General features: G+C 61.4%; 24 protein-coding genes, 1 tRNA gene and 1 pseudogene. 10 read left to right on the top strand and 16 right to left on the bottom strand.

The window, feature by feature from the left end:
* Positions 1–24: 24 nt before the first annotated feature.
* From K3551_RS01030 to K3551_RS00995, 8 genes are all read right to left on the bottom strand, one after another.
* Positions 25–1,704 carry a bifunctional protein tyrosine phosphatase family protein/NAD(P)/FAD-dependent oxidoreductase gene (locus tag K3551_RS01030; protein WP_259916920.1) on the bottom strand — a complete coding sequence of 560 codons (1,680 nt, stop codon included), beginning with the start codon at positions 1,702–1,704 and terminating at the stop codon, positions 25–27.
* A gap of 40 nt (positions 1,705–1,744) precedes the next feature.
* Entirely contained in the window at positions 1,745–2,239 is a 495-nt protein-coding gene (locus K3551_RS01025) for a bacterioferritin (RefSeq protein ID WP_259916918.1), read from the bottom strand.
* Between the two features lie 29 nt (positions 2,240–2,268).
* Positions 2,269–3,153: an MBL fold metallo-hydrolase gene (locus tag K3551_RS01020; protein ID WP_259916916.1), complete on the bottom strand. Its 885-nt coding sequence runs from the start codon at positions 3,151–3,153 to the stop codon at positions 2,269–2,271.
* A gap of 28 nt (positions 3,154–3,181) precedes the next feature.
* Complete coding sequence (locus K3551_RS01015) at positions 3,182–3,610, bottom strand: DUF6691 family protein (RefSeq protein WP_259916914.1); 429 nt, start codon at positions 3,608–3,610, stop codon at positions 3,182–3,184.
* Positions 3,611–3,614: 4 nt separating this feature from the next.
* A complete protein-coding gene (locus tag K3551_RS01010; protein ID WP_259916912.1) occupies positions 3,615–4,046 on the bottom strand; it encodes a YeeE/YedE family protein in 432 nt (143 codons plus the stop codon).
* A gap of 2 nt (positions 4,047–4,048) precedes the next feature.
* On the bottom strand, positions 4,049–4,264 hold the full coding sequence (locus K3551_RS01005) for a DUF2892 domain-containing protein (RefSeq protein ID WP_259916909.1): 216 nt from the start codon (positions 4,262–4,264) through the stop codon (positions 4,049–4,051).
* A 98-nt stretch (positions 4,265–4,362) separates the two neighbouring features.
* On the bottom strand, positions 4,363–5,028 hold the full coding sequence (locus K3551_RS01000; RefSeq protein WP_259916907.1) for a Crp/Fnr family transcriptional regulator: 666 nt from the start codon (positions 5,026–5,028) through the stop codon (positions 4,363–4,365).
* Positions 5,025–5,495 (bottom strand): Rrf2 family transcriptional regulator, encoded by a 471-nt coding sequence (locus tag K3551_RS00995; RefSeq protein WP_259916905.1) that lies wholly within the window; start codon positions 5,493–5,495, stop codon positions 5,025–5,027. The genes K3551_RS01000 and K3551_RS00995 overlap by 4 nt, the downstream gene beginning before the upstream one ends.
* Positions 5,496–5,673: 178 nt before the next feature.
* On the opposite strand from K3551_RS00995, the gene K3551_RS00990 reads away from it, so the two are divergent.
* Genes K3551_RS00990 through K3551_RS00970 form a run of 5 tightly spaced genes read left to right on the top strand, consistent with a single transcriptional unit; the run spans position 5,674 to position 9,633 of the window.
* Positions 5,674–6,261 (top strand): TetR/AcrR family transcriptional regulator, encoded by a 588-nt coding sequence (locus tag K3551_RS00990; protein ID WP_259916902.1) that lies wholly within the window; start codon positions 5,674–5,676, stop codon positions 6,259–6,261.
* Positions 6,262–6,318: 57 nt separating this feature from the next.
* Positions 6,319–6,735: an organic hydroperoxide resistance protein gene (locus K3551_RS00985; protein ID WP_259916899.1), complete on the top strand. Its 417-nt coding sequence runs from the start codon at positions 6,319–6,321 to the stop codon at positions 6,733–6,735.
* Entirely contained in the window at positions 6,629–7,897 is a 1,269-nt protein-coding gene (locus K3551_RS00980; protein ID WP_259916896.1) for an iron-containing alcohol dehydrogenase, read from the top strand. Before K3551_RS00985 ends, K3551_RS00980 begins: the two co-directional genes overlap by 107 nt.
* Before the next feature lie 12 nt (positions 7,898–7,909).
* Positions 7,910–8,944 carry an NADP-dependent oxidoreductase gene (locus K3551_RS00975; protein WP_259916895.1) on the top strand — a complete coding sequence of 345 codons (1,035 nt, stop codon included), beginning with the start codon at positions 7,910–7,912 and terminating at the stop codon, positions 8,942–8,944.
* An 11-nt stretch (positions 8,945–8,955) separates the two neighbouring features.
* Complete coding sequence (locus K3551_RS00970; protein ID WP_259916894.1) at positions 8,956–9,633, top strand: type 1 glutamine amidotransferase domain-containing protein; 678 nt, start codon at positions 8,956–8,958, stop codon at positions 9,631–9,633.
* A 448-nt stretch (positions 9,634–10,081) separates the two neighbouring features.
* Here the strand turns inward: K3551_RS00970 and K3551_RS00965 are convergent.
* Positions 10,082–11,198, bottom strand: a pseudogene (locus tag K3551_RS00965) (IS5 family transposase).
* Positions 11,199–11,286: 88 nt separating this feature from the next.
* Between K3551_RS00965 and K3551_RS00960 the strand changes: the two are divergent.
* Positions 11,287–11,616, top strand: a complete 330-nt coding sequence (locus K3551_RS00960) for a DUF2190 family protein (RefSeq protein WP_259916890.1) — start codon at positions 11,287–11,289, stop codon at positions 11,614–11,616.
* A gap of 69 nt (positions 11,617–11,685) precedes the next feature.
* Complete coding sequence (locus K3551_RS00955) at positions 11,686–11,895, top strand: hypothetical protein (RefSeq protein WP_259916888.1); 210 nt, start codon at positions 11,686–11,688, stop codon at positions 11,893–11,895.
* On the opposite strand, the gene K3551_RS00950 is transcribed toward K3551_RS00955, so the two are convergent.
* From K3551_RS00950 to K3551_RS00930, 5 genes are all read right to left on the bottom strand, one after another.
* The gene (locus K3551_RS00950; protein WP_259916886.1) at positions 11,877–13,145 is read right to left on the bottom strand and encodes a DUF6538 domain-containing protein; all 1,269 of its coding nucleotides are present in this window, start codon (positions 13,143–13,145) and stop codon (positions 11,877–11,879) included. The genes K3551_RS00955 and K3551_RS00950 overlap by 19 nt on opposite strands.
* 143 nt (positions 13,146–13,288) lie before the next feature.
* Positions 13,289–13,378: transfer RNA gene (locus tag K3551_RS00945), tRNA-Ser, on the bottom strand.
* A 144-nt stretch (positions 13,379–13,522) separates the two neighbouring features.
* Positions 13,523–14,086 (bottom strand): L,D-transpeptidase, encoded by a 564-nt coding sequence (locus K3551_RS00940; protein ID WP_259916884.1) that lies wholly within the window; start codon positions 14,084–14,086, stop codon positions 13,523–13,525.
* 155 nt (positions 14,087–14,241) lie between these two features.
* Positions 14,242–15,339: a redox-regulated ATPase YchF gene (gene ychF / locus K3551_RS00935; protein ID WP_259916883.1), complete on the bottom strand. Its 1,098-nt coding sequence runs from the start codon at positions 15,337–15,339 to the stop codon at positions 14,242–14,244.
* A gap of 172 nt (positions 15,340–15,511) precedes the next feature.
* Positions 15,512–15,697: a hypothetical protein gene (locus tag K3551_RS00930; RefSeq protein WP_259916881.1), complete on the bottom strand. Its 186-nt coding sequence runs from the start codon at positions 15,695–15,697 to the stop codon at positions 15,512–15,514.
* A gap of 263 nt (positions 15,698–15,960) precedes the next feature.
* Here K3551_RS00930 and trpA point away from each other — a divergent pair, with 263 nt between their 5' ends.
* The 3 genes from trpA (at position 15,961) to K3551_RS00915 (ending at position 17,907) form a co-directional block, all read left to right on the top strand.
* A complete protein-coding gene (gene trpA / locus K3551_RS00925; RefSeq protein WP_259916879.1) occupies positions 15,961–16,752 on the top strand; it encodes a tryptophan synthase subunit alpha in 792 nt (263 codons plus the stop codon).
* Between the two features lie 192 nt (positions 16,753–16,944).
* On the top strand, positions 16,945–17,151 hold the full coding sequence (locus K3551_RS00920) for a cold-shock protein (protein ID WP_259916876.1): 207 nt from the start codon (positions 16,945–16,947) through the stop codon (positions 17,149–17,151).
* 126 nt (positions 17,152–17,277) lie between these two features.
* Positions 17,278–17,907: an MSMEG_1061 family FMN-dependent PPOX-type flavoprotein gene (locus tag K3551_RS00915; RefSeq protein ID WP_259916873.1), complete on the top strand. Its 630-nt coding sequence runs from the start codon at positions 17,278–17,280 to the stop codon at positions 17,905–17,907.
* A 7-nt stretch (positions 17,908–17,914) separates the two neighbouring features.
* Here the strand turns inward: K3551_RS00915 and K3551_RS00910 are convergent, their stop codons facing one another.
* Both K3551_RS00910 and K3551_RS00905 read right to left on the bottom strand, forming a co-directional pair.
* Positions 17,915–18,262: a hypothetical protein gene (locus K3551_RS00910; protein ID WP_259916871.1), complete on the bottom strand. Its 348-nt coding sequence runs from the start codon at positions 18,260–18,262 to the stop codon at positions 17,915–17,917.
* Positions 18,263–18,265: 3 nt separating this feature from the next.
* Entirely contained in the window at positions 18,266–18,955 is a 690-nt protein-coding gene (locus K3551_RS00905) for a DUF599 domain-containing protein (RefSeq protein ID WP_259916868.1), read from the bottom strand.
* Positions 18,956–18,975 lie beyond the last annotated feature (20 nt).

The raw sequence follows: 18,975 nt of genomic DNA, 5'->3' as shown, positions 1-18,975 counted from the left end.
CGACCCGCCCCCGACAGGACAGCGCTATTTGAGGGGTGTGCCCAACCGTTCGGGCTTGGCCATCCATTCCTTGCCCTTCAGCATGGCTTGCCAATAAATCGGCGGCAGCAGCTTTTCCTTGAGGAACCATGCCGTGCGGGTCGGTTTCGTGCCGTCGATCGCCCAAGACGGGAACGAGGGTTTGAGCACGCCGCCATAGCCGAATTCAGCCAGGACAATCTTGCCGCGTTCGACCGTCAGGGGGCAGGAGCCGTAGCCATCATATTGCGCCACGGCTGAACGGCCCGCGATATCGGCCACGATGTTGTCGGCCACGGTCGGCGCCTGCTTGCGCGCGGCGGCCGCCGTCTTGGCATTGGGGGCGTTCATGACGTCACCGAGGGACCAGATGTTGTCATAGGTCTTGTGACGCAGTGTCGCCTGATCGACATCGACCCATCCGGCGGCATCGGCCAGAGGCGAGACGCGGATGAAATCCGGTGCCACTTGCGGCGGGCAGACATGCATCATGTCGAAGTCCACGGTCACGTGTTCCGGATCGGTGTCGGGCTTTGCGACCCGGAACGTCGCCTTTTTGGCGGGGCCGTCGACCGAGACGAGATCGTGAAAGAAGTTCAGCGTGGCGTCGTATTTCTCGATATATTGCATCAGCGCGGGCACATAGTCCTTCACGCCGAACAGCACGCCGCCTGCATTCATGAACTGGATGTCGATATTCTTGAGGACGCGGCGGCGGAACCAGGCATCGCCTGAAAGATACAGCGCCTTTTGCGGGGCACCGGCGCATTTGATCGGCATCGGCGGTTGGGTAAACAGCGCGCGGCCCTGTTTCATTTCCTGCACCAGTTGCCAGGTGTAGGGCGCAAGGTCATAGCGATAATTCGATGTCACGCCGTTGCGGCCCAGCGTCTCTTCCAGTCCCTCGATCCGGCCCCAATCAAGCTTCAGCCCGGGGCAAACCACCAACCGGTCGTACTTGACCACCCGGCAGCCATCGAGGATCACGGCATCGTTCTTCGGCTCAAAGGCGGCCACGGCGGCCTTGATCCAGTGCACGCCATTCGGGATCAGGCTGCCCATCGTCTTGGCCGTGGACTGCGCGTCGAATATCCCGCCGCCGACCATGGTCCATCCGGGCTGGTAGTAGTGGATATCCGCCGGATCGATCACCGCGATCTTCAGTCCGGGCTTTCGGGATCTCAGGCTCGCCGCGACGGCAATGCCGCCTGCGCCCGCACCGACGATCACGACTTCGAAATGTGCATCCCCGGTGTCCGTCGGCGTCTTGCCGCCATTTGCGATGCGTCGGGCCACACCATTCATGTCATATCCGGCAGCCTTGGTCCTGCTCAGGATCTCGGCCATCGGGCGTTTCCGGCTCTCGCAAAAGGACCAGAGCGTCGCCGAGCGGGTGCCGGTCCGGCAATAGGCCAGCACGGGGCGCTGAACCTCTGCCAGGGCATCGCCGAACGCAATCACATCTTCATCTTTGACCATGCCGGTCTGGACAGGCACATAGCGCGCCTCCAGCCCGGCGGCCCTGGCGGCGATTTCGATTTCTTCGAAAGACGGCTGGTCCGCGCCTTCGCCATCGGGGCGGTTGCAGATGATCGCGCGATAGCCTGCCGTGGCGATTTCAGCCATGTCGCGCGGGTTGATCTGCGGCGCAACCGACACCCGCTCGGTGATTTTCCTGATGTCCATAACCTGTGTCCTGACGAGCGATATGTTTGAGTGCCGTCGTTCAGGCGTTGCTGTCATCGGCTGACGCGGCAAACGTGACCTGCCTGGCGCTGTAGGCGGCTTCACCGATGCGTTCGATGAGGTTGATCTGCAGTTCGAGCCACGCCCTGTGGGCCTCTTCATCCAGGGCGATTTCCTCGAACAACCTGCGCGAACCGAGATCGTTTTCCGCATCGGCGTCCTTGGCCGATTGGCTGTAGAAGGCGACAGCCTCCTTTTCGTCCGCGAGGTCCGCCTGGAACATCTCCAGCAAGGTCCCGGCCCGTGTCGGGGTCTTGGCGAAGGCAATCATCGGATCGCCTCCGAGGAACAGGATACGCGCGATGAAGCGGTCGGAATGGACGATTTCCTCGGCCTGCTCTTTGCGCATCATCGTGGCAAGCCTGTCCAGCCCCCAGTCGTCCAGCACATGGGCATGAAGCTGGTACTGGTGCCCCGCCGTCATTTCCATCTGAAGCGCCGTGTTGAGGTTCGCGAGTGTCCTTGCGTTCGACATGTGACCTCTCCTTCCTTGCTGGCTTGGCGTCAAAGCGCGTTCACGGGCACCTTGAGCACGGGATTGCCGTCCTCGTCGGTGGGCATGGTACCTGCGCGCATGTTGACCTGAAGCGACGGAATGATCAGTCGGGGCATGGCCAGTTGGGCATCCCGCTCGGTGCGGAACTTGACGAAGTCTTCCTTCGTCTTGCCCGCACCGACGTGGATGTTGTGGGCTTTTTCGTCGCCGACCGTGGTTTCCCAGGCGATGTCACGACCGTTCGGACCGTAATCGTGGCACATGAAAAGCCGCATATCGTCGGGCAGGGCCAGCACCTTCTGGATGCTGTCGTACAAAACGCCCGCGTCCCCGCCGGGAAAATCCGCGCGCGCCGATCCGCCATCGGGCATGAACAGCGTGTCGCCGACAAAGGCCGTATTGCCCATCACGTGAACCATGCAGGCCGGGGTGTGGCCGGGCGTGTACATGGCGACGGCCTGCATCGTGCCAATCATGTAGGTATCGCCGTCCTCGAACAGGCGGTCGAACTGGCTCCCGTCACGTTGGAATTCGGTGCCCTCGTTGAAGACCTTTCCGAAAGTGTCCTGCACCACCATGATCTTGGCACCGATTCCGATCTTGCCGCCCAGCTTTTGCTGAATGTAGGGCGCAGCGCTCAGGTGATCGGCGTGAACATGGGTCTCGATGATCCATTCCAGGGTCAGGCCTTGCGTCTCGATCTGGCGGATCAGGGCGTCGGCATGGTCGTAGGTGATGCGGCCCGCCGCGTAGTCGATGTCCATCACGCTATCGACGATGGCGCAGGCGGTCGATGCCGGATCCTTTACGATATAGCTGATGGTATTGGTGGCCTGGTCGAAAAAGGCCTGGACGTCGGGGTTCACATCCATGTTCACGGGGTAATCGGTCATCTCGTATCCTCCGAAAGCGTTTCTTGGATCAGGTGGTGGCCCTGGACTGCGCGCTTGGCAGCAGGCGGCGCACGAAGAAGCCTGCGACAACCGCAAGAAGGAACAGCGCGACCTCCCATCGGCCCGTACCGAGCGCGGGGATGGCCGCTCCGGGGCAGAAGCCAGCGATGCCCCAGCCGATGCCGAACAGGGCCGAACCGCCGACCAGGCGACGATCGATAGCCGTCGTGGTCGGGATCTGGAACCGTCCGCCAAACAGGGGGGCGGCCCGCCGCAAGGCAAGGCGATAGCCGATGAACGTGACGATCAATGCGCCGCCCATCACGAATGCAAGGCTGGGGTCCCAGGCGCCCGCGAGGTCGAAAAAGTTCAGGACCTTCGCGGGATCCATCATCCCCGAAATCGCGATCCCGATGCCGAAGACGAGACCGGTCAAAAGTGCGAACAGAAGTTTCATCGCTTCAGCCTCCGAAAACGTGACGGATCAGGAACACCGTGATCGCGGCCGTGGCCATGAAGGTCGGCACAGCCACAAGCGAGCGGATAGACAGGCGGGACAGCCCGCAAACCCCGTGCCCCGAGGTGCACCCGGATCCCAGACTGGCACCAAGGCCCACGATCACGCCGCCGATCACGATCATGGCGGGGCTGACGGGGACGGTGAGCGTCGGCATGACGCCGGTCACAAGGAAGATCACACCCGGAGCGAGGATCATTCCCGCGATCAGCGCCAATCGCCACATCATCTCGTCGCGGCTTTCGACGAACACCGTCCCTGACAGAACGCCCGTGGCACCGAATATGCGCCCCAGCCCGAGCATGAGCAGGACCGCACCAAGGCCGATCAGCAAGCCACCGCCGAGCGAGGCTAATGGGGTGAAGGCGGTTTCCATTTTCAGCACTCTTTGCAGGTCTTGAGGCCGAGCACGGAGTAGAGCGGGCAGAACTTGAAAGCGGATGTCGCAAGCATGACGAGGCCGATCGCGGCCGCGCCGTATTGGAAGAGCGGCGTGGCAAAGAGCGACAACCCGCTGAGGAAGGCAAGATAGAGCAAAACTGCGCCCAGCGCAGCGCGCAGGGTGCGGTCAATGGTTCCGACATTGGGGGACATGGCGCTTCTCCAGATTTGTAAGTTGATCTGGAAATATAACTTTGGGATGCGGGCTTCAGTGACAATGTCACACCCGCGCGATTTTTTCCCGTCCGCCGTCAGGTGCTGTCGGCCAGTGCGCGCAGGGCCGCCTTGTCGGTCACCGCAATCCGTCCGCGTGACTGGGCGATGAATCCTCGTTTCTGGAAGTCGTGCAGAACGCGGCTGATGACCTCGCGCGCCGTCCCGAGCTCGCTTGCGATCTGCGCATGGGTTGCCGCGATTTCCTTGTCGCCACCAACAAGGGCCAGCAACCGGTCGGCAAGACGCACGTCGATCCGGCCGAAGGCAACATCGTCGACGACACGCAGAAGATCGATCAGGCGCCTTGAATAGGCCGCGAAAACGAAGCTGCGAAAAGCCGGTTCTTCCGCGACAAGGGCATCGAACGAAAGCCTTGGCAGGACGACGGCGATGATGTCGGTTTCGGCCACACCTTCGGCATTGTAGGCTTCTTCGGCCAGCATGCAGGCCGTGGTCAGCACACAGCTTTCACCTGCATCGACACGATAAAGAACGATGTCCCGGCCGTTCTCCGATGTCTGCGACACGCGGATCGTGCCTTCGAACAGAAACAACAGGCTGTCGGGCACGTTTTGCGGGCCGAACACCTGTTGGCCTTTGGGATAGGACCTGACCTGCGCCACCTGCAACAGCCTGTCACGCACCGCGCGCGGCAAGGTCCGGGTGCCCTGAAATCGCTCTGTCCAGTCGTCGATGGTCATGGCTGCCTCCGCTTGGGCATGACGATGCCCTCTTCGATGGGTGCGATCCGCGCCAGAAGCTCGCCCTTGTTCGATGCGATATCTGCAAGGGTCAGGTCGTCCAGTACCGCCATGAACGCCCGCGTGGCGGTTTGCAGTGCGCGCGACAGCTTGCAGATGCCGATCAACGGGCAAGTGTTCCGTTCCGGATTGAAGCACTCGACAAGTTCAAGCGGGCCCTCGGTCAGTCGGACCACGTCGCCGATCACGATGTCTTCGGCAGGCCGGGCCAGGCGAAAACCGCCACCACGTCCGCGAAGGGTTTCAAGATACCCCGCGCGTCCAAGCTCGTGCACGATCTTGACGATATGAGGTCGCGCCAGGCCATGCACACGCACCACGTCGTCGACCTTGATGCGATCCGGGGCCTTGAGTGCGGCGAGCTGTAAAGACCGCAACGCATAGTTCGAATAGGCGGTGAGTTTCATGGCATCCTCCGATCAAAAGTATAAATCAGATATAAGTATTTTCAAGTTCGGTGGACTAATCCCTGACGATGAGGATCACGCCCGTTACAGGGCATGAAACCCTGTCGCACCTATCAGTGATCGGGTGAAATTGTGGCGCCTCTAGACGACTGGTCTAATCGATCCTATGTAGCCCTGCATGGAACACCGAAACGACACCCGTTCACAGATCTTGACCACAGGTCGCCGCCTGACGGCCCAACAGGGCTATACGGGCGTAGGCCTGAACGCTCTTTTGAAAGAGGCCGGGGTGCCGAAGGGGTCATTCTATCACTACTTCGCCTCCAAGGAGGCTTATGGATGCGCGCTGTTGAACGAATTCGTGACCGAGTATGGCGTTCGCCTGAAGGCATCCCTCGCGCATCCCGACATGGATGCGCGGTCGCGGCTTTTTACCTATTTTGAAGGCTGGCGCACGAAACAACTCAGCTCGAACCCGGAGGACCGGTGTCTGGTCGTCAAGCTGTCGGCGGAGGTTGCTGACCTGTCCGAAGACATGAGCAGTATCCTGCAAAAAGGGGTGTCCGATATCATTGCGCATCTGGCGCGGACCCTTGAGCAGGGGGCGGAGGATGGCACGATCGTCTCGCTTGAAAACCCCGAAGCGCGCGCCGAAATGATCTATCACATGTGGCTTGGGGCCAGCTTGATTGCGAGCATTTCGCACAGTGATGCTGCGCTCAATTCCGCGATGGACGCGACCACGGCGCTTGTTCCAGCGCCCTGACCCTCAAAAATTTTGCCAGTGAAATAGACGACCGGTCTATTTCAGGAAGGAATACCAATGAAGATCTTCTACAGGACCACCGCCACGGCGACCGGCGGTCGCTCGGGGACGGCCGCTCTGAATGACGGCAGCTTTTCTGTCCAGATGGTCCCCCCGGACAGTGACGCGGCGGGGGTCAATCCCGAACAGCTGTTCGCACTTGGCTACGCTGCCTGTTTCGACAGCGCGATGGATCTCTCGGCCACGCAGCTCAAGCTGGATGTCACCGGATCCAAGACCACGATTGACGTCGGGATCGGCCAACGCGCCGAGGGCGGTTATGGGCTGGATCTGGACATCACGGTCCATTTGCCGGGCATGGCCCGGGATGATGCACAGCGTCTGGTCGAGGCGACGCATCAGGTTTGTCCCTATTCCAACGCCACGCGCGGCAACATTGACGTGCGCCTGCACGTTCAAACCGAAGAGGCCTGAACCAATGAACAATTTCGATTATCGCAACCCGACCCACATCCTGTTCGGCAAGGGCCGGATCGCTGATCTGAAAGATCAAGTCCCGGAGGACGCAAAGGTCCTTGTTGTCTACGGCGGGGGCAGCGCTGAACGGACCGGCATTCTTGCACAGGTGCGAGATGCGCTTGCAGATCGCACGCTGGTCGAATTCGGTGGAATCGAACCCAATCCAAGGTTTGAAACCGCGCTCAAGGCAGTCGAATTGATTGGCCAGGAAGACATCACCTTCCTGCTTGCCGTCGGCGGCGGGTCGGTCATCGACGCAACAAAATTCATTGCGGCTGCGGCCCTGTATGACGGCGACGCTTGGGATATCCTGACATCGCGCGGGTCGGTGGTGACAGCTGCCATGCCGTTCGGAACCGTGCTGACACTGCCCGCGACAGGGTCGGAGATGAACCCGGCCTCTGTGATCACGCACGCGGGAAAGGGCGCCAAGCTCCCATTCATGACCGCACATTGCTATCCGGTCTTTTCGGTGCTGGACCCGGAGGTCACCTACTCTCTGCCGCCCCGCCAGATTGCGAACGGTGTTGCCGATGCCTTCGTTCATGTCATTGAACAGTATCTCACATACCCGGCGGCGGCGCGCGTGCAGGACGGGTTCTCAGAAACCCTGCTGCGGACCCTGATCGAGCTGGGGCCCAAAGCAATGGACGCGCCGGAAGACTACGATATCCGTGCCAACCTGATGTGGACCGCAACGCTCGCGCTCAACGGGTTGATAGGCGCAGGCGTGCCGCAGGACTGGTCGAGCCACATGATCGGGCATGAGATAACTGCGCTGAACGATACTGATCACGCGCGCACGCTGGCCGTCGTGCTGCCGTCACTCATGAACGATCAACGCGGTCCCAAACGCGAGAAACTGCTGCAATACGCGGCCAATGTCTGGGGCATTCACGACGGGGCCGATGACGATCGGATCGACGCGGCCATCGCGGCCACGCGCGGGTTCTTCGAGTCGATCGGGATCAAGACCCGGCTTGGTGATTACGGCATCGCCGAGCCCGAGATCGATCGCATCGTCACGGCCCTGAAGGATCACGGCATGACCGCGATTGGCGAACATGCCGCCATCACCCCCGACGATGCGCGCCGCATCCTTGAAGCTGCCTTGTAGGACATTGTGAACATGACGCAGACCGAAACAGTGAACCGCCAGCTTGTGCTGGCAGAGCGTCCCAAGGGCGCACCAACCAAGGACACACTCCGCCTGGTCGAAGGGCAGGTGCCCTCTGCAGGTCCGGGCGAGATGCTTTTGCGCACGGAATTCCTGTCGCTGGATCCCTACATGCGCGGGCGCATGAGTGATGCTAAATCCTACGCTGCTCCGGTGGAAATTGACGGGGTCATGGTGGGCGGAACAGTCGCGCAGGTCGTGACCTCGAACGTCGACGGGTTCGCACCGGGCGATTTTGTGCTCAGCTTCAATGGCTGGCAGGATTATGCGCTCAGCGATGGGTCGGGCGTCACCAACCTGGGCAAGTCGCCTGCGCATCCGTCCTGGGCGCTGGGGATCATGGGCATGCCCGGCTTCACAGCCTGGGCCGGTCTCACACAGATCGGCGCGCCCAAGCCGGGCGAGACAATTGCCGTGGCGGCTGCAACCGGGCCGGTCGGGGCAACCGTGGGGCAGATCGGCAAGATCCTGGGCTGCCGCGTGGTCGGCATAGCGGGCGGACCGGATAAATGCGCCTATGCAGTCAACGAGTTGGGCTTTGATGCCTGTATTGACCACAAGTCGGATGACTTCGCCGAACAGCTTGCCGCGGCCAGCCCCGAAGGCATCGACGTCTACTTTGAAAATGTCGGCGGCAAGGTACTTGATGGCGTCCTTCCGCTCTTGAACCCGAACGCGCGCGTGCCGGTTTGCGGCATTGTTTCGCAATACAACGCCACCAGCCTGCCCGATGGGCCAGACCGGATGAACTGGCTCATGGGTCAGATCCTTCGGAACAAGATCAAGATGCAGGGGTTCATCATTTTTGACGACTTCGGCCATCTCTACCCGGACTTCGCCAAGGACATGACGGCGTGGATCGAAGGCGGACAAATCAAGTACCGCGAAGAGATCATCGATGGGCTGGAAAACGCGCCCGAAGCCTTCATCGGACTGCTGAACGGCGAAAACTTTGGCAAGCGCGTCATTCGCGTTGGCCGCAACTGAAAGGCAAGACCATGAAAATCCTGATGGTACTGACATCCCACGACACGCTCGGGGACACTGGTAAGAAAACTGGCTTCTGGCTGGAAGAATTCGCGGCACCCTACTACGTCTTCAAGGACGCGGGCACCGAGATCACATTGGCCTCGCCCAAAGGGGGGCAGCCGCCGATTGATCCCTCCAGCGACAGCTCGGACGCGCAGACCGACGATACCCGCCGCTTCAAGGACGATGCCGACGCGCAGGCGCATCTGGCGAACACTCTGACACTCTCGGATGTCACCGAAGACGGGTTTGACGCGATCTTCTATCCGGGCGGCCATGGCCCCTTGTGGGATCTGGCCGAAGATACGGACAGCAAGCGCCTGATAGAGGCTTTCAACGCCGCCAACAGGCCCGTTGGTGCCGTCTGTCACGCCCCCGCCGTGTTCCGCCACACACAGGGGCCGGATAACAAGCCGCTGGTTTCCGGCCGTCGGGTAACAGGATTTACCAACACCGAAGAAGAGGCCGTGGCCCTCACCGACATTGTGCCTTTCTTAGTCGAGGACATGCTGAAGGCAAATGGTGGCACCTACGAAAAGGGAGCGGATTGGAGCAGCTTCGTCTTGCGCGACGGCAATCTGGTGACCGGCCAGAATCCCGCCTCATCGGCCGCGGCGGCGCAGGAAATCCTTGCTTTGCTGAAATAGGGACGAACCCTGCACCAAGACGAAACGTGAACCGAGTCCCACTACGGGCATCGAAAAACATGTATTGGCGATCAGGACGGATTTGCTTTGCGAATCCGTCCTTGTTGTCTGTGAAATTGGCCAGCCTTTTCAAAGGAAGTGAAACAGCATTGATGTTCCCCGTGCGGGCTAAAATCACTGGCTGCGGACTCCGTGCGCTGGGATTTGGCAGGCGTCGTTGACGCAGGACGCAGAGATCACCGAACTCGAGGCCAGTTGGTGTGTGACGACGCATCAGGATCGGGCGTTCGGGGGATCAGGACCGTTTTCATTGGCAGCCAGTCTCCTGGCCGATTGGTTCTGCTGTCGTGCAGCTGAAATCCAGATCGAGACCGCCGATGCGATCACCCTAGCGGGCTCTGTTGCACAAATCGCTTGATGGCCGAGGCTCCCCTTTGCCCGGACGGACTCATCCCACGACTTCAGTGATCGGCGTTCCGAGCGCGGTGAAGCCGTTCAGCACTGCCACTCGGATTTGGACCTCGGCAACCTGACGGTCGAAGTCCCGGGCGGCCAGGCTTTGGCCCAGAAGTTTGACACAATGCATCTTTGTCTCGACGCGGCTTCGGCGGTGATACCCGCTCCATCTGCGCCAGATCGTCCGGCCGAAGCGTTTTGATGCGCGGAGGGCATCGTTCCGCGCGACGGCGCCGAGACTGTCGGGCTTCCATAGTTTTGCGTTCTTGCGGGGCGGAATGATGGCCGCAGCCCCACGTGCGGCAATGGCGTCGTGGTACTTTCGGGTGTCGAAGGCCCCGTCCATTGCCCGGCAGGGTCATGCAAAGCATGATCCCGAGAGGGGGCTGTGACGCTGGCGATCTCTTGATCGGGTGGGATCTGGTCCAGCAGTTCGGGCAGCATGGGCGCGTCGCCTACGTCGCTGGTGGTGAACTCGGCAGCCCGGATTTCCAGCGATTGTTCGTCAATTCCTATGTGGACCTTGCGCTAGACGCGGCGCTTGGTGCCACCGTGCTTGCGGGCGTTCCATTCCCCTTCGCCCTCGACCTTGATCCCGGTGCTGTCCGCTGCCCGGCAGTGCATCACGCAGTGATGTCACGAGAGGGGATCAAGAGGTGCAGCGGGCCGTCTGATCCACGATAGGGAATGTTGACCTTAAGGGTCTTTTGCCTTCGGCTCAGGGTGCTGAAGTTTGGCACCGACCAACCCAGACTGGTCAGGCGCAGAAGGCTCTCGACAAACCCTGTCGTCTGCCTGAGCGCCATGCCGAACAGCCCGGGGCTCCGCCCGTTTAGGGCTGAATTGATCCACTGGATCAATTCCGGGACGCCCTTCACCCTTCATCGAAAGGCAAGTCTGGATCGCGGCATCGCTATAGCCGGGCTGTCGGCCCCGTTTGCCGGTCGGTGCGGCTTCCCAGGTCATGGTGGGATCGAACCAACCTCTCGGGACATTGCTGCGCAATACCCTGCCGGTCAGTGGATCGTCAGCGATCCACGACGCTTGAGCGCTTCATTGTAAGACGACCAGTTCCTGATCCTGTAGGCGGGGGGTGTGGGTCTGTTCATGACCTCCAGCTACCACGCTGGATACACAAGATGAATCCCTCACCGGGTTTGTGCAACAGAGCCTTCAAAACCTCGAAAGGACTCTGAAATGAAGAACTATGTGCAGAAGGGGGAAAACCTGACCCTCACAGCCCCCTACGCCGTCACCAGTGGCGGTGGGTGCAAGACGGGCCTGATCTTCGGCGTGGCCGCTGGTGACGCTGCCAGTGGCGAAACTGCCGATCTGGTAACGGTCGGTGTCTTCGACATGCCCAAGGTGGCCGCGAACAACTTTGCCGAAGGGGCTGTGGTCTATTGGGATGACACCGCCAAGGTGGTCACATCCACCGCCAGTGGCAACACCAAGATCGGGGTGGCCGTCACAGCCGCCGCGAACCCGAGCGCCAGTGTCCCGGTTCGGCTCAACGGCACCTTCTGATCGGCACCCGATCATCTGTGGAACGACCAAGCGTCAGCCTGACAGCACCGCAATTGTTTGGTCAATCAGATGTCACACGATCCAATCGCGGCCAACGGCTGCGACCTTGAACAACTCCGAAGCGATCTTGCCTTCGCTGCCAAGCTGGTCTTGGCCGATCCCGTTTACGTGCCGATCTTCGAACGGCTGGAAAGGGACGTGGCAGACGCAGAAGCCGCCATGTCAGGCGGCGCGCTGGCCCGTGCGCGGGCTGTGGCCGCTCAAAGCGCAACCCGTTGAATGCACTCTGCAAGATGGTCCAGCGATGCCCCCTTGCCGTAGCGCTCGCGTGTGAGGCGGTGCCCGAACAGGTCGCGCCTGATCCGGTCATCAATTCCGGCATTCAGCATCCGGTCCTCAAAACTGTGCCGCAGGCTGTAAAGGACGTGATCGGGCGACTCCATCAACCCGCGTTCCCGCAGGAACTTGTTCACAGTGGCCGACAGGCTGGCGTTGTCCCGATAGCGGGGGAACCCTTTCGGACATTCTTTGAAGGCTTCAAGGCTGACCCCGGCAAGCGGGATGATCCGGCGCGCATAGGCCGACTTCAATTGCCGTCCCGCCGGTTCAATCGAGATATGCGGCACCCTGTCTGCAAGCCGGATATGGGCGGGCAACAGGTTCGCCCCTTCGCTGGGCCGGTATCCGGTGTTGACCATCCCCAGCACCACACAACGCGCTTCCGTGTTCAAGCCGTCCAGTGCGCCAGGGGCCAGAAGCCGTTCCGTGATCCAAGCTGTGCTGAACGGCGGGCGCTGTTTGGCCTCACCCTCTTTGAACGACAGGTCGGACAGGGGAAGGACAAGCCCCAGCCGTTTCATCTTGTTAACGGTCTTCATCACGTCGCCAAGGTGGATCAAATCCTTGTTGGCGCTATTCGGTGTCAGCCCTTCGGACTCCAGCCGTTCCGTCCACCATTGCCGGAAATCAAGCATGTCGTCGCCGGAAATCTCTGCGAGCGGCTTGTCCCCGACGACCGCGACGAAGTTGGCCACGGCTTTCTTGCGGGGGGTTTCCCAACGCCGCAACTGATCGGCAGACTTCCCCAGCGACTTGTCCTTGGCCAGCGTCCAGAACAGGTCCAGCGCCCGCGTGACTGTGATGGCAGGTTCCGCCGTGCCCCCCAGCACAGCCGCCGCTTCGCGCGTGTCAGGCTCACCGTCGCGCCCCTTGGCCGCGTCCAGCCGCGCCCGCAATTCGGCAATCGGCAGGTCTGCCACCTTATCGAAGGGCAGGTATCGAAAGCCCCGCACAGCCGCCAATTCGCGGGCGGCATCGAACCGGCGTTCGGCGTCGGACGTGTCACCGGCAAGACGGGCTTCCCAACCTTCGATCAGATGGGACCACGCCGCCGGGGCCTTCACCTTTGCCACAGTCTCAGAATCGGTGTGCAGGCTGATCCAGACCACGCCGCGCGACTCCACCGACTGATAGCGCCGGGGCACCCGCTTGCGAAGGTAATAGCTGCTGCCGCGCTTGGTGATGGTCATTCGGTCTGCCTTCCGCCGTGGTATCACAGAGTGTGCAGACGATTGTGCAGCAAATCAAGCAGTTTTGACGGATGGCTTAGAGCGAAAACGACGCAAAAGCCCTTGTTTATAAGGCTAGAACGTCACTGGTGGGGTGAAAAATCTGGCGGAGACGAAGGGATTCGAACCCTCGAGACGGTTTCCCGCCTACTCCCTTAGCAGGGGAGCGCCTTCGACCACTCGGCCACGTCTCCGCTGGTCGGTCTACGTGGCGAAAGCTGAGGAAACAAGGCGATATTCCTGTGCAGGACAGGCAAATTTTCGTGCAGGCACATTCTACCCATTAAAAAAGGCCCGGTCGTGAAACCGGGCCCTGTCGGAGGGGATGCGACCCGCAGTCAGGCCGTCTTCGGATGGAGCACCACCCGGCTGCGCATCGGCACGCGGCTGTAAAGATCGACGATATGGTCGTTGAGCATTCCCGCGCAGCCATTCGATACGGCCCGGCCGATCGTGCTGGGCGCGTTGGTGCCATGGACGCGCAGGAACGTGTCGCCCCGCCCCGGCTGAAACAGGTAGAGCGCGCGCGCGCCCAGCGGGTTGTTCGGCCCACCCGGCTGTCCGTCTTCCCACTGCTTGTAGGCAGGGTTGCGCTCGATCATGGCGGGGGTCGGGGTCCAGCTCGGCCATTCCTTCTTGGCCCCGACGAAATACTCGCCCGGCTCATACAGGTCGTCGCGGCCGACCCGCACCATGTAGCGAATGGCGCGTTGGTTCGGCTGGGTCCAATACAGCATGAAGGCGTCGGGGATCACGTGAACCTCGTTCGGGGCGATATCCGCACGGATCCGGACCTCGACAGGCTGCATCGACAGGGGGGTGCCCTGCGCATTGGCTTCTACCGCGCCAAGGCCCATCAAGCCCAAAGCCGCCCCACCGGCGATCAATTCACGTCTCTGCATCACTCGTCTCCCGCTCCATCCATCGCCGTCGGACATCTCTGTCGCATATGTCTCAACACAACGCCTGAGCGCCGACAAGGTTTCCTTGATCACAATTCAATCAGGGCAACAGGATCACAAGACCCGGCAGTCCGGGCGTTGGGTCCGTGACACATTCAGGTGTTGAACAGGAAATGCAGGACGTCGCCGTCCTTGACGATATAGGCCTTGCCCTCGGCCCGCATCTTGCCGGCTTCCTTGGCGGGCTGCTCCCCCCCCAGCGTGACGAAATCGTCGTAGGCAATGGTCTCGGCCCGAATGAAACCCTTTTCGAAGTCCCCGTGAATCACGCCCGCTGCTTTCGGCGCGCTGGTACCCTGACGGATTGTCCAGGCGCGGGCCTCTTTCGGACCGACGGTAAAATAGGTTTCCAGCGACAGCAGGGAATAACCCGCGCGGATCAACCGATCCAGCCCCGGCTCTTCGAGGCCCATCTCGGACAGGAATTCGGCGGCTTCCTCGTCGGACAGCTGGGCGATTTCCTCTTCGATCTGGGCAGAGATGATGACATGGGCGGCCCCCTGCGCCTCGGCCATGGCCGCCACGGCGGCGGAATGGGCGTTGCCTTCGGCGGCGGAACCTTCGTCGACGTTGCACACATAGAGGATCGGCTTGGACGTCAGCATTTGCAGCAGGGACCAGGCCTTCAGATCGTCGTCGGCCACCTCGACCGTGCGTGCCGGTTGACCGCTTTCCAGCGCGGACAGGGCCATCTTCAACAGGCGTTCCTGCTGGACTGCCTCCTTGTCGCCGCCCCGGACCTTGCGGGACAAGCCCTGCAGCCGCTTTTCGATCGATTCCATGTCGGCGATCATCAGCTCGGTCTCGATGATCTCGGCGTCCTCGACCGGATTCACACGATCCTCAACGTGGGTCACGTCGCCGTCCTCGAAACAGCGCAGGACATGGGCGATGGCGTCCGTCTCGCGGATGTTGGCCAGGAACTGATTGCCCAGCCCTTCGCCCTTGGAGGCACCCTTTACCAGACCGGCGATGTCCACAAAGGTCATCCGCGTCGGGATGGTCTCTTTCGATTTGGCAATGGCGGCCAAGGTATCCAGACGGGCGTCCGGCACGGCAACATCGCCCACGTTGGGGTCAATCGTACAAAACGGAAAGTTGGCGGCCTGCGCGGCGGCAGTGCGCGTCAGCGCGTTGAACAGGGTCGACTTGCCGACGTTCGGCAGACCCACGATGCCCATCTTGAAGCCCATATTGACACCCTCCGGTTCAGACCGCGTCGCCATAGCCGGGGCAGGGGGGCGGGGCAAGGGTGACCCCATTTCCACACAAATTGACTAAAATTGTTCTCTCATCCCTGGCCGGGGCTTCTTCTCGGCAAAAATACTCAAATCCGACCACGGCTTCGCAACCGCTCCTTTGCGATCAGTCAGATCGATTGCGTCCTTCGAAAATGATAAACCACGCCAGCAGGATGAACATCGGATGGGTCAACCCACCCGACAGCAACAAGGCGGGTATCCAGATCAGAAAGGTCAGGATGCCGACGATCGGGCGACCTGCCAGAAGGATCGACAGGGGCGGCAGCAGAATGGCGAGCAAGTAATTCATGCAGACCAAATGGGTGTGGCGACTGAAAAGTTCCAGACCCGACCCCATTGTGTTCCTTGACGCAGAGAATTGAACGGGGCCTGCCTTGTCTACTTCGTCTGCAACCAATTGGCCGTGCCCTGGTATCCGCCCCCTGCATGGGGGGGCGGCACTCGGGCCGCTTCTGACCCCAATCGGTGACCAACCTGTCCTCTCGGGGGTGCAAGCGATTGACCTTCCCGTCCGGGTGTCGCACTCCGGTCGCCAAGATCAAGGAGGGGCCCATGACCCGCATCGACGATACCTTCGCCCGCCTCAAATCTGAGGGCCGCAAGGCTTTCGTGGCCTATGTCATGGCAGGCGATCCCGATGCGCCCACCGCCACCGAGGTGGTCAAGGGGCTGCCCGCGGCTGGCGTCGACATCATCGAATTGGGCCTGCCCTTCACCGATCCCATGGCCGATGGCCCCACAATCCAGCTTGCCGGTCAGCGCGCGCTGGAAGGTGGGATGACCCTGGATGCGACGCTGGACACGGTCCGTGCGCTGCGCGCCGAAAACACCACCACGCCGGTCGTGCTGATGGGCTATTACAACCCGATCTATTCGCGCGGCGTCGATACCTTCCTGGCGCAGGCCAAGGAAGCGGGCGTTGACGGTCTGATCATCGTCGATCTGCCGCCCGAAGAAGACGAAGAGCTGTGCTTGCCCGCCCAGGCCGCGGGTCTGAATTTCATTCGTCTGGCCACCCCAACCACCGATGCAAAGCGTCTGCCAAAGGTGCTGCAGAACACGTCCGGCTTTGTCTATTATGTCTCGATCACCGGAATCACCGGGTCGGGGTCTGCCAGCGCTGACAAGGTCGGCCCCGAAGTGGCCCGAATCAAAGCTTCGACCGATCTGCCGGTCATCGTCGGTTTCGGCATCAAGACGCCCGACGCGTCGCGCGACATCGCCGCCGTGGCCGATGGTTGTGTCGTCGGTTCGGCGATTGTGGACCGGATTGCCAAGGGCGACAGCGTGGCCGACGTTCTGGCCTATGTGAAAACCCTGGCAGACGGGGCCCATTCCGCGTGATTGAATCGTAGGCAGCTTCCTGCTGTCATCGAAATATAATGAGTTTCCCCTTGTATTTGAGTCGCAAAAGCCCGACGTGGTGCTTGCTACGTTATCTCTATCGCGACCGCTCCTTCCGGATTCAGTCACCCGATCTAGCCCTGACTAAGCCGACCTGCCGCATCCCGTGGGCAGTATTATAGGAGACAGACGATGGCTACTGGCACCGTCAAATGGTTCAACGAAACTAAAGGCTTCGGCTTTATCGCACCCGATGGGGCGTCCAAGGACGTCTTCGTGCACATTTCTGCAGTCGAGCGCGCCGGTCTGACCGGTCTGGCCGACAACCAGAAAGTGACCTTCGACATCGAGCCCGGCCGTGACGGCCGCGAGAGCGCGACGAATCTGGCCCTGGCCTGAGGCCGGCCGCGCCTTCGGGCGCACCAAGTGATGCAGGGGCGTGCCGGGAACGGCGCGTCCTTTTTCTTTTAGGGGGCCCCGCCGTCCCCGTGCCATGCTGCCCCGAAGCCATCCAGGGGGGGCATCATGGCAGTTAACATTTCCAATCCGATCAGAACCGAGCCCGAGCTGCGCGCCGTCCTGCCGCGCTGGACCGGCAACGCCAGCCGCAAGGACGCCGACCACGTCAACGAGGTCGCGCGGGCCTTCATTGCCAGGTCGCCCTTCTGTGTCCTGTCGACATCTGCGGCCGATGGGCGGCACGACGTGTCCCCACGGGGCGATGCGCCGGGCTTTGTCACAGTCCACGACGATCGCACCCTTCTGATCCCGGACCGGCTGGGCAATCACCGCCTCGACAGCTTCGAGAATCTGCTGACCAATCCGCAACTTGGCCTGCTGTTCACGATCCCAGGTCACAAGGATACCCTGCGCATTGCGGGCACGGGGCGTATCGCGGCAGACGACGCCTTGCGCGCACCCTTCGCGATCAACGGGCGTCTGCCGGATCTGGTCCTGGTCGTTCACGTCACGCAGGTTTTCATGCATTGCGCCAAGGCCTACGTCCGTTCCCGTCTCTGGCACCCAGAAAGTTGGACCCTGGCCGGAGGCGCGCCGACGCTGGCGGAATGGGTGAAATCCGTGGTGGAGACCGACCAGAGCCTTCATCAAGTGCAGAAGATCCACAGCGAAGACGAGGCGACGCGCCTCTACTGACAGAGTGTCAGGGCAGATCCAGACTGTAGCCTTCGCCCCAGCCATGGACGCTGTCATGGGCGCGAATCGTCACCGTCTCGATCCCCGCCGGGAGTGTCACGCCGCCCAGCGACCGGGTGAACGGCTGCTCTGTCTCGTGGGGGTGATGTAGCTTGCGATAGCCCAGTTCCGTCCCATCGGGTGCCAGGATGGCCCAGCCATCGGCATAGTGATCCCATCCGGTGTCTGGATGCCTGACTGTCACGCTGAACGACCAGCCGCTTGCGGTTTGTGTGGCGACCGCGTCTTCGACCACCGGCGCATCGGCCAGGGCGGGGGCAGCCAGGAATATGAGGGGCAGAAGCAATCTTTTCATGCCTCAGTCATCCACCAGAACCCCCCGCGACGTCGATGCAAATTCCCGTGACAGCACGACGCGGGTGGTGATCGCCGTTCCGATCAACAGGCCCCAGGGCCCCAAGATCCAGCCAAGCGCGGCAAAGGCGAAATAGATCGATCTCAGCCCCCGGTTGAAATTCAGCGCGGCGCGGAAGTTGATTTCGGCGGCCTTGGACGCGCGCGGGATGCATTTCGGATCGTCCGGGTCATTCGGGACCGAGGCCATGACGATCGCGCAATAGCCGAACAGGCGGTTCGACCAGATAAACTTGAACACCGAATGCGTCAGCAGAATGATCACGACGCCCAGCTTGGCCTGCCAGAAAACGGGCGAATGTCCCTGTACACCCACGCCCATGACGAAACTGTCCAGCCGATCCACATTTCCCGCCAGCGCCAGAACCCCGCCCACCGCAATGATCGAGGCAGACGTCATAAAGGTGGTGCCCTGCCGCAGGCTGGACAGGATCGCTGCGTCGAAAATGCGCGGCTGCCGGGTCAGCATTTCGGTCATCCAGTCCCGTCGATAGGCCCGCATCAGGACTGTGACCGAGCTGCGGTTGGCGGGCGGATGTTCGATCAGATGGCCGCTGCCCCACCAGCCCGCCCCGAGCAGGAGCAGGGCGGCAAGGTCAAACAGGGTAAACGTCGACGAGAGAAGCGCGATCATGCCCCTGCTTAGCGGGGGGC

The organism is Jannaschia sp. M317, assembly GCF_025141175.1.
Taxonomy (GTDB): domain Bacteria; phylum Pseudomonadota; class Alphaproteobacteria; order Rhodobacterales; family Rhodobacteraceae; genus Jannaschia.
Note: the sequence above shows the minus strand (reverse complement) of the source record. Positions and strands in the feature narration are given on the sequence as shown.